We start from the raw sequence: 12,929 nt of genomic DNA on the forward strand, positions 1-12,929 counted from the left end.
ACCCCACCCCACCCCGACGCACCTCTGACTGCAACACCACCTGGAGTATCTGTGAGCACGACAACCGGCAAAGTCTCGTTCTGGTACGACGCCATGGGGCTCCCGACTCCCGGGCCAGCGCTCGCCGGTGATGTGCAAGCGGATGTCTGCATCGTCGGTGCCGGCTACACCGGCCTGTGGACGGCGTACTACCTGAAGAAGGCAGCGCCGCAGCTGGAGATCGTGATCCTCGAAGCGAAGTTCGCCGGCTACGGGGCATCGGGACGCAACGGTGGCTGGCTCACGAACTCGGTCACCGGCGGACGCGAGCAGTACGTGAAGTCGCACGGCCGGGCATCGGCTGCCGCAATGCAGAGCGCCATGACGGCCAGTGTCGATGAGGTCATCGCTGTCACGGAGGCTGAGGGCATCGACGCCGACATCGTCAAGGGCGGCGAGCTCACCGTGGCAATGAACCCTGCCCAGCTGGCGCGGCTAACGAGCTTTGCTGCATCCGAGCAGCAGTGGCAAGCGGATGTCGACATCGAGGTCCTCAGCGCGGCCGAGAGCTCAGCGCGCATCAACGTTGCAGGCACGCTCGGTGGCGTGGTGCACCCGCACTGTGCGCGCATCCACCCGGCCAAACTCGTGCAGGGACTGGCGCGCGTCGTCGAAAACCTCGGCGTGACGATTTACGAGCAGACCCGCGTCAGCGAGATCCTGCCGCAGAAAGCGGTCACCGATCGGGGTACCGTGAGTGCCCAGGTCGTCGTGCGGGCCACCGAAGGATTCACCGCCGGATTGGCCGGACTGCATCGCACCTGGCTGCCGATGAACTCCTCGCTCATCGTGACCGAGCCGCTCGATGCCTCGGTCTGGGCCGGCATTGGCTGGGAGGGTCGCGAGACGCTGGGTGACTTCGCTCACGTCTACATGTATGCCCAGCGCACGGCCGACGATCGCATCGCATTCGGCGGGCGCGGCGTGCCGTACCGCTTCGGCTCGAACGTCGACACGGATGGCGAGACGCCCGAAAGCACGATCAGCTCGCTCCGGGCACTGCTCACCCGATTCTTCCCCGGCACAGCAGATGTCGCGATCGACCACGGCTGGTCGGGCGTGCTCGGCGTGCCGCGGGACTGGGCGGCAACCGTCGGTCTCGATCAGGGCTCAGGCCTGGCGTGGGCAGGGGGCTACGTCGGTACCGGTGTGACCGCGACTAACTTGGCCGGTCGGACCCTGACCGATCTCATCCTCGGCCGCGACAGTGAGCTCACTCGATTGCCCTGGGTCAATCACCGCGTGCGCAACTGGGAGGTTGAGCCGCTTCGCTGGGTCGCCGTGCATGGCCTCTACGCCGCGTACCAGATGGCCGACAGGGCAGAGGCGCGCGGGCGGGCGACCACGTCGCCGATTGCGTCGATGGCCGACGTGGTCACCGGCCGGCACTAGCCGACAGTCGCATCCGTCGCGGCATGCGCTCAGCCGCTGGACCGGCAATACCCCCGAATGCGGCACGCGGCCAATAGGCTCATTACATGCGAGAGTTTTATCCTGAAATCCAGCCGTACGAGACCGGCATGCTTGACGTCGGTGACGGCCAGACTATCTACTGGGAGGCTTCCGGCAACCCGGATGGCAAGCCGGCCGTGTACCTGCACGGTGGCCCCGGTGGCGGATCGAACCCCGCACAGCGTCGTGTGTTCGACCCGGAGAAGTACCGCATCATCTTGTTCGACCAGCGCGGTTGTGGCCAGAGCACCCCGCATGCCAGCGCAGCGGATGCCGACCTCAGCACCAACACCACCTGGCACCTGGTCAGTGACATGGAAAAACTGCGTGAGCACCTGGGCATCGAGCGCTGGCTGGTCTGCGGAGGATCGTGGGGGAGCACCCTGGGGCTCGCCTATTCAGAAACCCACCCGGAGAAGGTGACCGAGCTGATCCTGCGCGGAATCTTCACGCTGCGCCAGATCGAGCTCGACTGGTTCTACGAAGGCGGAGCAGCTGCGGTCTACCCCGACCTGTGGGAGAAGTTCATCGCCCCTGTCCCCGAGGCTGAGCGCTCCCACCTCATCAAGGCCTATGGTCGCCTGCTCCACGACGACGACAAGGCAGTGCGCGAGCGCGCCGGTATCGCGTGGTCCACCTGGGAGTCATCGACGATCACCCTGTTGCAGCAGCCGGAGACCATCGCCAAATTCACCGAACCGTCGTACGCCGTCGCATTCGCGCGCATCGAGAACCACTACTTCCAGCACAACGGCTGGTTCGAGCCCAACCAGCTCATCCGCGACTCGACCAAATTGAAGGACATTCCCTCGGTCATCGTGCAGGGGCGCTACGACATGTGCACGCCGGCATTCACCGCCTGGGACCTGCACAGGGCCTGGCCTGAGGCCGACTTCACCATGGTTCCGGATGCCGGTCATGCCTTCGACGAGCCGGGCATCCTCGATGCCCTGATCGCCGCGACTGACCTGTTCGCCGAGTAGTCCTGGGATGACGTTCAACGACAACGCAAATATCGGCTCAGGCAAGGCTCGCAAACGCGGGCGCACCACCGGCGTTGCCGTCGGCGGTGTGGGTGTCGGCGCCATTGCCCTCTTCGTGATCTCGCAGCTGCTGGGCGTCGACCTGTCGGGTCTGCTCGGTGGTGCGACGACGGAGCAATCGGCTGGCGAGGTCTCAACGCTCGACGAGTGCCTGACCGGTGCCGATGCAAACACCGACGTCGAATGCCGGATGAAGGGTGCCGCAGCGACGCTCGACACCTACTGGACCGACGCGTTGCCCGCGCTCGGAGCCGCGTACAGCTCGCCGCAGCCGATCGAGCTGTTCACGGATGCCGTCGGCACGGGCTGCGGATCAGCGTCGAGCGCGACGGGTCCGTTCTACTGCCCGCCCGACCAGACGATCTACATCGACACCGCATTCTTCAATGAGCTGCGCACGCGGTTCGGATCCTCGGGTGGGCCGCTCGCCGAGATGTATGTGGTTGCGCATGAATGGGGTCACCACGTGCAGAACCTCACCGGCGTTCTGGCTGAGGCCCAGGACGGCCAGACGGGTGCGGCCTCCAACTCGGTGCGCATCGAACTGCAGGCCGATTGCTACGCGGGAGCGTGGACAGCTGCGGCATCGACGACCACGGACGATGCAGGAGTTCCGTTCTTGAAGCCGGTCACCGACGCGCAGATCGCCGATGCGTTGAGCGCGGCATCCGCTGTGGGCGATGACCGAATCCAGCAGTCGACCCAGGGGTCTGTGAACCCTGAGGGGTGGACCCATGGGTCGAGCGAGCAGCGTCAGAAGTGGTTCATGGCCGGCTATTCGGGCAGTGCAGGAAACTGCGACACTTTCGCGCCTGGACAGACAGAACTCTAGCCCTTGGAATCTTGCCCCCGTTAGGGGGTATGCGAAGTGTTGCCTATTTGTGCCACCCTCTCGATATGAGCGAAAGTCAGATCCTCGCCAACCGGCTCTTCACCCGGACTTTCGCTCATAGCTGGATAGGCACCCGCGTCATTCACGTACCCTAACGACGCGCCAGCGACTGGGAGGCGTTACCCGAACGACTCCACCGGACATGGTGCCTGGGAGTTGGCGTGTTACAAAAGTTGCTTTTTATCGCCCCTGCGGCGTCCTTCCGAAGGTTCAGATTCCCCACGACGAGGCGAATCGCGCTCAATCGGCTGTTGATGCCCACGAGCGGCGATCTTCCCATGCCCCCTGCCGGTGGCGTTCGCCATCATGGCATCGCGCTCCCACGGCTCACCGCGCATCACGGCGAGCCCCATATTTTCTTCGTCTCTGCACCCTGACGAAGGCCAAGCAGCGGGGCCGTTACCCGAGCGACCCCGCTCCACTGAACCCGGGGGAGTAGACGTGAAAGAGAACCTGAGAACTATGTTGGTTGGGGCAGAATATGCCGCATCCGCCCATCACGATGCATTGACATGGATGAATATCCGAGAGCCGATTGACGTCGGACGAAGTCCTGCCGGGCGATCATTGGTGATCTCATGACGCGCATCAACGTCATTAACCCCTGGATGGGGGCAGATGAAATCCTCGCAATTACCGAGGTCATCGAATCCGGCTGGATCGCTCAGGGACCCCGGGTCGCTGAATTCGAAACGGAATTCGCCGTCGTCATGAAGGCCGAATACGCCGTCGCAACCTCGAACTGCACGTCGGCCCTGCACCTGGCACTCATGGTCGCGGGGATCGGGCCAGGCGACGATGTCGTTGTCCCCTCACTCTCGTTTATTGCAACGAGTAACGCCCCGACCTACGTCGGTGCTCGATCGGTCTTCGCTGATGTCGATCCGCACACCGGTAATGTCACAGCGGCCACAATCTCCGAGGCGCTCACCGAGGCGACTAAAGCCGTCATCGTTGTCGATCAAGGCGGGCTGCCCGTCGATCTGGGCCCCATCCGCGCGCTCTGCGACCCGCTCGGCATCGTCGTTATTGAGGATGCCGCGTGCGGAGCGGGGTCGACCTATCGGGGGCGCCCAGTGGGAGCTGGAGCGGAGCTCACCACATGGTCATTCCATCAGGGCACGTTGCTGACAACCGGGGAGGGCGGCATGCTCACCACTTCGAATGAGCAGTGGGCGGCCCGGGCGAGGCAGCTGCGCGAGCACTCGATGAGCGTGTCGGCAGGCATCGGCGGGACGAATGTGCTCGCGCCTCCTGAGGAATACCTCGAGGTCGGATTCAACTTCACGATGACCGATCTGCAGGCGGCATTGGGCCTGATCCAACTGGGCAGGTTGTCCGAAATCGTTCGGCGTCGCAGGCAGTTGGCGGCTCGGTACGAGGAGCTGCTTGCAGGTGTCCCTGGGTTGCGCCCGGTGACAGACCCGTCATGGGGCGAATCAAACTTTCAGTCCTACTGGGTCGAGGTTGATCCGACGGCGGTAGCCGACCGAGAGGCAATCATGGAGGCGCTGGCGGTAGCCGATATCTCGGCCCGGCGCGGAGTCATGGCTGCGCACCGTCAACCCGCATATTGGGATGTCGACACGGGAGACGCTTCATTGGCTATGACCGAATGGCTAACGGACAACACACTGATTCTTCCGCTTTATCACCAACTCACTGAGGTCGATCAAGATCGAGTCGTCGCCGTTTTGAAAACAGTTGCGCCAGTCGGGGAGGCCATTTCATGAGCGATCTTTTGCTCATTGGGGTCAGCGGACTGGCCCGCGAAGCTTTGGCATTGGTTCGTCGTTCCGGTGAGCACAATGTTTTGGGCTTTCTTGACGACGACGTGACCAAGCGGGGACGCATTATTGATGGACTGCGCATACTGGGCACAGTCGATGACGCCACGGAATACCCCGCAGCCTTGTTGTTGTTGTGTGTGGGTACGGGCTCGACAAGAATTACTCTTGCCGCTCGGCTGAAGGCGCAAGGTAGAACCCACGAGGACTATGTCACCATCGTCGACCCCGACGTCGTTGTCCCCGATGACTGCACAGTCGGAGCCGGCAGCATTCTGCTAGCGGGCGTCGTCTTCACAACGAACGTCCAGTTGGGTCGCCATGTCGTTGCAATGCCTCATGTCACGTTCAGGCATGATGATCTCGTCGAATCGTATGCCACTCTCTGCGCGGGCGTCTCGCTGGGCGGCAATGTCTGGATCGGTGAGGCGGCAGACCTCGGCATGAACTCATGTGTGAAAGACGGAGCGCGTGTCGGGAGGTCTGCAGTGCTCGGCATGGGTGCCGTTCTCACCCAGAACTTGCCGTCTCGAGAAACGTGGGTGGGCGTACCTGCCCGTCAGCTCGCCAACCAGGCCCCCGTGATGACACCCCAATTGGGGGCATGTTGATCCTCGCCGCTCACCCATCATCCGCTGTAAGATCCCGGAATTAACTCGACGCACCTCGTCGGTTCTGTTAGCGTGCCTGAGACTGATTCGCATTGGTCGCTGGATTGCCCGATCCAGCCACAACCAAAACAGAACTGGATAATCGCTCTATGGCCCGCAAGGTGCGACTACACGCTCATCCGACTTCGCATCCATTCAAGCGCCGATGGGCGGCAGTGTCGATCGGTGGGCTGGCCCTCGCGTTTCTCTCCACGTCGATAGGTCTTCCGGCTCTTTCGGCGACTGCCGAAGAGAACACGACGTCGAGTCTCACCGCGACGGCAGCGACGTTCACCACAACCCGGGCTCCGCAGACCCCTCAATCCGATAAGCCCTATGTAAGCGCGACTAATTCTGTCGACAAGACGTATATCAAGTTCGACACGTCCAAGGTCGGGGTGGGAAAGACAATCGTCTCGGCCTCGATCGAGTTGAAAGTGGCGAGTACCACGGCGACGACGGGAGGGGTGCAGGTCTATCCGACGCCCTCGACATGGACTGCAGCAACCCTGACAGATGCCAATCGTCCGAAGCACGTCGATACTCAGCTGGCCACTAGCCTGGTGCGTCCCTTCGTGGGAAAGACAATTTCGGTGCCGCTCGCGATTACGAAGTCAATTTCGACGACGGCTGCAACATCATTCGAACTCACGTACTCGCAGCTCTATGTCGGAACGACTTTTGTCGGGAAGGGCGCGTCAGCGCCGAAGCTGATCCTTGTGCTGGCCGACTCCAGCTCTACACCGACGGTACCGACACCGACACCGACACCGACCACGCCACCGACCACGCCACCGACCGCGCCTCCTGCGGCGCAGGCACCGAGTTCACCGGTAGGTTCGACCGATCTGCCGTTCACTGTTGCCGGGTCCAATACGTCAGCGAAGAAGGTGTTTGCGCACTATTTCCCGCCATACCCCGTCTCGATCGACAACAAGACTTCTAGCGCAGACTATTACGCCAATAATTATCTGACTGCTCAGGGCGAGGGCGGCATCCACGCTGCCTACGGTGGTCTGCTTCGCGATCGTCCGCTTGGGCGTGCACCGCTTGCCGGCGATTGGAAGCTTGCCGACATGAAGTCTGAAGTCATTCAGGCATCGAATGCAGGAATCGATGGGTTCACCGTCGACATCATGAGCCTGTCTGGGCTCAACTGGGACCGAACAGTCGCCCTCATGCAGGGTGCGGCCCAGTCCGGACGCAACTTCACTGTCGTGCCGAACCTTGATATGACGGCCAGCGCCGGAAAGACCGATATCCCGACGATCGCCGCGAAGCTCGCCGAACTGTACAAGTCTCCAGCGGCTTACAAGCTGCCAACTGGTGAGTACGTTCTCTCGTCGTTCGCGGCCGAGCGGCAGACCGCGGCGTGGTGGAGCCAACTGAAGAATGAGCTGGCAACCAAATACAAGGTCAAAACGGCCCTCATCGCGGTATTCCTTCAGGCGAGCGATGCGAACCTGAGTTCATTCGCGCCGATCAGCTACGCGCTGAGCAACTGGGGCACGCGCACAGCGACGACCATTGCGAACGGTCCGGACTATGCGGCGAAGGCTCATGCCCTTGGCTCTAAATGGATGGCTCCTGTCGCGGTACAGGACGTCCGTCCGCGCAGCTATCTCTACGACGAGTCGAACAATACCGAGACGCTGCGCAAATCGTGGGATCGCGCGATCTCCGGAGGTGCGGACTTTGTGCAGCTCGTCACCTGGAACGATTACTCAGAGGGCACCTCTTTTGCACCGTCCCGGGCGCATGGCCATTCATTCCTGGACGTCAACGCGTACTACCTCACTCAGTTCAAGACGGGCAAAACCCCTGCGATTGGGGGCGACGCGATCTACCTGACGCACCGGATCCAGCCATTCGCAGCGAAGCCGAGCACCACCCAGAAGTTGATGGCGCCTACCCTGAGTGGCACGTCGACTCAGCCGCGCGACACTGTCGAGGTCCTCACCGTTCTGAAGGCGGCGGCCGCGGTGACCGTTACTATCGGCGGAAAAGCGACATCGTTTGACGCTCCGGCCGGCGTATCGACAAAGACCTTCCCACTCGCGTTGGGATCGATCTCTGCCAGCGCGGCACGCAGCGGAACGGTGATCGCCTCGGTTAAATCGCCATTCACGGTAGTCGACAAGCCAGCTGTGCAAGATCTGCAGTACTACGGCGTTAGTAGCAGGGGTAAATGAGCGACGGGCCGCGACCTGCTATGAGTTAGACGAGAATCACTGCCGTCGTTGATATTTACGAAAGCGGCGGGGCTTTTTCGGTGTGCGCTTCGAGAAGCCTTGTGACCACGTACGTGGGGCAAAATTGATGATCGTGCCGAGTACGGGAGTACCGGCAGAGCTGAGAATCTCTATCGACTTGCGCAGCTCGCGCGCCTTGACCCGTCCTGAACCGGCAACAAGAATTGCGCCGCCGAATTCACCGACCAGAATGGCCGCATCCGTAACGGGAAGGAGCGGAGGACAGTCGATAATGAGCACTTCAAAGCGCTGTTTGAGTTCCTCAAGAAGAAGGCGAGTTCGGGGCGCAGCGAGGAGCTCGCTGGGATTCGGGGGAACAGTGCCCGACAACAGCACACGAAGATTATTCGGCCCCCAACGACGGATGGCGTCGTCGAGCGCAACTTCCTCGGCCAATACCGACGTCAGCCCGACGGTGTCGTCGAGTGTGAAGTATGTGCCCAAGGACGGGTGCCGTAGATCGGCGTCGACCACGCAGACTGACGTGCCAGAGGCGGCAAATGATGCCGCCAGGTTCGCGACGACCAGGCTCTTGCCTTCCTGCGGTATCGATGACGTCACGACGAAGACTTTGTGGGGTTCGTCGCCCTGAACAAACCGCAACTTCGTGCGGAGCTGACGGAACTCTTCTGCCTGAAGTGAATGTGGGCGAGCTTCCGTGACGAGCCGGTTCTTCAAAGACGCCCGATCGTAGTCAATAGAACCGAGCACTGGAAGGTCTGTGATCTGGGTAATCTGATCGACCGTGCGCACTCTGGGGGCGACCCACTCGGGGATCACTACACAGGCGATTCCGAAAACGAGACCACCGAGAAGCCCAAGAAGGAGCGAAATCCGCGGATTCGGAGCGGAAGGACTCGTTGGCACTGTCGCGTTCTGAATAACCTCGAGCCGCACAGGACTCGTGCCATCTGTTCGTTTTGGCACCAGTCTGACGACGGTGTTGACGAGGCTGGTCGCCACCGCATTCGCTGTAGCAGCAGCTCTGGCTGGCGAGGTATCCGTTACGGAAATCGAGATGAGAGAGGTGTTAAGCGGCACGGATGCGGTGACGCGCTGGCTCAACTCAGCCGCTGTCGTGTTCAGGTCGAGCGCTGCGATCACGGGGTTGAGCACGATCTCTCGGGTTGCGACGACACTGTAATTCCGGGCTTGTTGCTGAGAATAGTTGCTCCCCTGTGCGAGTTCGCTCGTGTTGTCGCTGCCTACGGCGGCAACGAACAGCTCAGTGCGCGCGGAGTACTCGGGTTGCGTTATCAGTACAAATGCGGAAGCACCGATGACGCCGAGAAGCGTGAACGTGGCAATCACAACCCAGCGCAATCGAACCAGGTTCCAGAAACCACGTTGATCCACGAACGCCGCCCTTTCAATGCACTAGGGGCCCGGATTATTCGGGTCAATGCGAAGAGACTACCAACAGCTCATTCGTTGGCTGCACTCTATCTGACATAGATAGAAACCCGTGTGCAATCATTGGCACATGATGGCTCGGCGTGGACGTTTTCGCTCAAGTGGGTGGTCGCTACCCGGCGACGTCGCGCCTCCCGTTGTGACGTTCTGCTCATGGTAAATGCCCGATCAGGAACCGGCCCCTCGACGAGCGAGTCGACAGGCATGCCGTTCCTGGGATTCGCGGTCCTCGTCGCACTCCTCTCGGGCGTTGTGCCACTGCTTCTGATCCTCCAAGTGCCAGATACCGGGCGAAGCGACGCGTGGATCTTGACCACGCTCCTCATGGTGTGGGCCGGAATACGCCTCACCACGACGATTTTCAGTGGGCAGCCCATGCTCTTTGACTTCTTCTTCTGGATGTTCACCTACGTGTTCATGGGCATCGCACCGACTGCGCAAATCAGGTCTGGTCTGATTTCACGCACAACTCAGGGAATCGATGAGGCGCTTGATATGCCCACGGCATTCCTGGTGTGTCTCGGGGTCGTCTGTTACGAAGTTGGACGCTACCTGGCGCGTGCACAGGCCAAACGTCGCGCTGTGGCGACCGGCGTACGCGGTGAAACGCCGTGGAAGTCGGCGGTGGTGACCGTCGTCGACCCTTTCCGCACTTTTCTTCTCCTCGCTGCCGGTGTCGGGCTGAGCGGATACTTCATCTCGCAGGTCGGACTCGGGTCGCTGTTCGGAAGTCGCGATGAAGCGTTTGCGGCACGATCGGCGCAGTGGCCTGATCCGGCAGTTCGCTCGATTATGTACTCCCTGGCGATCTACCCTCTCCTTGTCGGTATCGGGGCGCTCACGCAGGTGCGGCGGGCCGCAGCGACGGGGCGCGGCTGGTTCACCCTCCCGATTATCCTGGCGATCGCGCTGCTCCTGACAGTGGTGAATCCCGTGAGTAGCGCCAGGTACAGCTTGGGGACCGTGATTTTCGCTCTCGCCCTGTACGGGGGTGCCGTGCTCACCCCGACACGGGTGCGCGCCACTCTCATTACGGCTCTGGCCGGATTGATCTTTCTATTTCCGATCGCCGACGCGTTTCGCAGACCGGAGGCGAACTTGGCACGGGATGGATTCTTCGGCGAGTACATGGGAAACCCCGACTATGACGCCTTTTGGCAGGTCGCGAATGCGTTTTCATACTGGGTGGATGGACTCGTGGAGCCAGGGCGCCAGGCGCTCGGCAGCATTCTGTTTTGGGTGCCGCGCGCTGTCTGGCCGGATAAACCGGTCGACACCGGGATTCTATTGGCACAATACCGCGGTTACACGTTCGAGAACCTCTCAGCGCCGCTCTGGGCAGAGTTGCTGGTGAACGGAGGGGTCATCGCTCTGGTGCTCGGGTTCCTCATCACAGGCTATTTTCTGCGGGTCATGGACGACCGGCTACTTCCAGCCTTTGCGGCCGCTGGGTATTGGGCGATCGTCGGCGCCATCTTCCCGGTCTATATGACGATCCTGCTACGCGGTTCGTTGCTGCAGGCAACGGGGGCCGTCGCCGTCGCGTTGCTCTGCCTGTTGGTCGTGCGAAAACGGGGCCAGGCCCCCGCAGGCAGCGGGCTGGTCAGCCCCGGTATGCGTCAGTCAATGCCGCAGCAATTGCCGACATCCCAAACTGTTCACGACTGAGTTTCGCGCCAGCAGCGCCCATTTTCTGGGCAAGTCCCTGGTCCTCGAGGAGTGTCGATACAGCAGTTGTAAGGGCGTCGAGGGTGTCGTCTACGACGATGCCTGCGCCCCATTCACGAACTGCAGGGGCAAGCCCGCAACTGTCGATGATGACCACAGGGAGTCCGAGGGACATCGCCTCTAAAACTGACATGGGGAACGGCTCATTGATTGACGGCAGCACGTAAATGCTCGCCCTGCTCATTCGTTCGCGGGACGACTCTGGTGCGATCGGGCCTTCCCATCTGATTTTCGCACCTGTGGGTGCCCGCCCGATGCCGCGGGCGACTGCCGGGCCTTCTCCTTCGTCAGGGCCGACCAGCGAGAATGTTACGTCGGGAAAAGTTGCGCCGAGTCGCACAGCGACGTCAACAAAGGCGAGCGGGCGCTTGCGGGGCGCCAGCCGGGCGAGGTAAAGAACCTCGGTTCGGCGGTCTGGTGCAGCGTCAGTCAGACGCGCTCCAGGAGCGGGGACGCCGTTCGCGAGTTCGCGGAGGCGCAGCTGTGTGCCCCCAACCTCGATGAGGTCCTGTCGCTCCTTGGCGGTGAGGTAGAAGAGCGTGTGGGCGCCTCTGAGTACCCGGCGAGTCAGCATCGCGTCTAGCGGACCGGCAAGCGGATGCGATGATCTGTCGATCATCCCGTGGGTCTGGAGCACGTATGGGATGCCGGCGCGATGCAGCCAGCCGGCGGCGGGAAGAGTGACGAGGTCGCGAGCAGCATGCACGTGCACCATGTCGAAAGCGGAGGACTCCGACTTGATCCAGCGTTGCAAAGCGGGGGAGGCCAGCCCGGCGAATCCGGTTCCTGGCACGATGTTCCTGGCTGGGAACAGCCTCAATGGCACTCCGTTTGATTCCTGCGGAAGGTCCGTCTCGAAGCCACGCGCTCCACCTGCCACAACGACGTCGTGTCCCTCTGCTCGCAGCGCCTCAGCCTGATTCAGGGCGACCCGTACCGGACCCCCGTATTCGCCATTCGGACTCATGAGGGTGACGACGGAAAGAATGCGCATTCAGGCCGGGTCCTTGTCTGCAGACCTCGCCACGACCTCTGAACGTGGTGCCCGAACAAAGCCTCCGTCCGGCACGTCAGCGGTCACCAATGATGTCGCTCCGACTACGCAGCGTTCGCCGATTCGTGTTCCGCGCAGGATCGTCGCCCTGGCGGCGATCCAGGATCCATCGCCAATCTCGATCGGGGCGTTGTCGAACTCGAAGGAGGGGGAGTTGCGGTCGTGGCTGCCGGTGCACAACAACACGCTTTGCGAAACACAGACATCGCTTCCGATCGTGACGGGCTCGAGATTCAGGATCCAGACGCCTTCGCCAATCCAGGAGCGGTCACCGACGCTGAGCTTCCACGGCCAATGAATGCGCACGCCATGGCGGATCAAAACCTTGTCTCCGATTGTCGCGCCAAAACCACGCAGGATGGCGATGCGCAAACGGACAGGGCACCACCAACGCACTACGACGAGCCCAGACGCCAGCATCCAGGCGATCTGCCAGAGGGTACTGCGGCCGCGGTCATAGCCACTTCCCACAAAGTTGGCTAGGTTCCAGCGCTGACCTGTTGCATCACGGAGTTGACGTGTCGCATCAGGGACGTGGGGTGCCTGTTCGCTCGCTGACATGCGGCAAGTGTACGCATGGAGGCAGATCGCGCCTAGCGTTTTGCGCAGACCAGAGCGT

At 61.7% G+C, this 12,929-nt stretch carries 10 protein-coding genes; 7 read left to right on the forward strand and 3 right to left on the reverse strand.

The features are described 5' to 3' along the window. The first annotated feature begins 93 nt into the window (after window positions 1-93). The 6 genes from ACMT3I_RS15080 to ACMT3I_RS15105 all read left to right on the forward strand — a co-directional run bounded on the left by ACMT3I_RS15080 (window position 94) and on the right by ACMT3I_RS15105 (window position 8,055). Window positions 94-1,431, forward strand: a complete 1,338-nt coding sequence (locus tag ACMT3I_RS15080; protein WP_414805469.1) for an NAD(P)/FAD-dependent oxidoreductase — start codon at window positions 94-96, stop codon at window positions 1,429-1,431. A gap of 86 nt (window positions 1,432-1,517) precedes the next feature. Then, entirely contained in the window at window positions 1,518-2,474 is a 957-nt protein-coding gene (gene pip / locus ACMT3I_RS15085) for a prolyl aminopeptidase (RefSeq protein WP_414805342.1), read from the forward strand. A 7-nt stretch (window positions 2,475-2,481) separates the two neighbouring features. After that, complete coding sequence (locus ACMT3I_RS15090) at window positions 2,482-3,366, forward strand: neutral zinc metallopeptidase (protein WP_414805343.1); 885 nt, start codon at window positions 2,482-2,484, stop codon at window positions 3,364-3,366. A 638-nt stretch (window positions 3,367-4,004) separates the two neighbouring features. After that, the gene (locus tag ACMT3I_RS15095) at window positions 4,005-5,159 is read left to right on the forward strand and encodes a DegT/DnrJ/EryC1/StrS family aminotransferase (protein ID WP_414805344.1); all 1,155 of its coding nucleotides are present in this window, start codon (window positions 4,005-4,007) and stop codon (window positions 5,157-5,159) included. Next, window positions 5,156-5,824, forward strand: coding sequence for a NeuD/PglB/VioB family sugar acetyltransferase (locus ACMT3I_RS15100; RefSeq protein WP_414805345.1), 669 nt, complete (start codon window positions 5,156-5,158; stop codon window positions 5,822-5,824). The genes ACMT3I_RS15095 and ACMT3I_RS15100 overlap by 4 nt, the downstream gene beginning before the upstream one ends. 149 nt (window positions 5,825-5,973) lie before the next feature. Beyond that, window positions 5,974-8,055: an endo-1,3-alpha-glucanase family glycosylhydrolase gene (locus tag ACMT3I_RS15105; RefSeq protein ID WP_414805346.1), complete on the forward strand. Its 2,082-nt coding sequence runs from the start codon at window positions 5,974-5,976 to the stop codon at window positions 8,053-8,055. A gap of 36 nt (window positions 8,056-8,091) precedes the next feature. Here the strand turns inward: ACMT3I_RS15105 and ACMT3I_RS15110 are convergent, their stop codons facing one another. Beyond that, the gene (locus ACMT3I_RS15110; RefSeq protein WP_414805347.1) at window positions 8,092-9,471 is read right to left on the reverse strand and encodes a polysaccharide biosynthesis tyrosine autokinase; all 1,380 of its coding nucleotides are present in this window, start codon (window positions 9,469-9,471) and stop codon (window positions 8,092-8,094) included. A gap of 210 nt (window positions 9,472-9,681) precedes the next feature. On the opposite strand from ACMT3I_RS15110, the gene ACMT3I_RS15115 reads away from it, so the two are divergent. Beyond that, window positions 9,682-11,196, forward strand: a complete 1,515-nt coding sequence (locus ACMT3I_RS15115) for a hypothetical protein (protein ID WP_414805348.1) — start codon at window positions 9,682-9,684, stop codon at window positions 11,194-11,196. On the opposite strand, the gene ACMT3I_RS15120 is transcribed toward ACMT3I_RS15115, so the two are convergent. Beyond that, entirely contained in the window at window positions 11,132-12,250 is a 1,119-nt protein-coding gene (locus ACMT3I_RS15120) for a glycosyltransferase (protein WP_414805349.1), read from the reverse strand. The two genes, ACMT3I_RS15115 and ACMT3I_RS15120, sit on opposite strands and share 65 nt — an antisense overlap. Continuing rightward, window positions 12,251-12,871, reverse strand: a complete 621-nt coding sequence (locus ACMT3I_RS15125; protein ID WP_414805350.1) for a DapH/DapD/GlmU-related protein — start codon at window positions 12,869-12,871, stop codon at window positions 12,251-12,253. Window positions 12,872-12,929 lie beyond the last annotated feature (58 nt).

Source organism: Leifsonia sp. A12D58, from assembly GCF_047530025.1.
Classification (GTDB): Bacteria; Actinomycetota; Actinomycetes; order Actinomycetales; family Microbacteriaceae; genus Cryobacterium.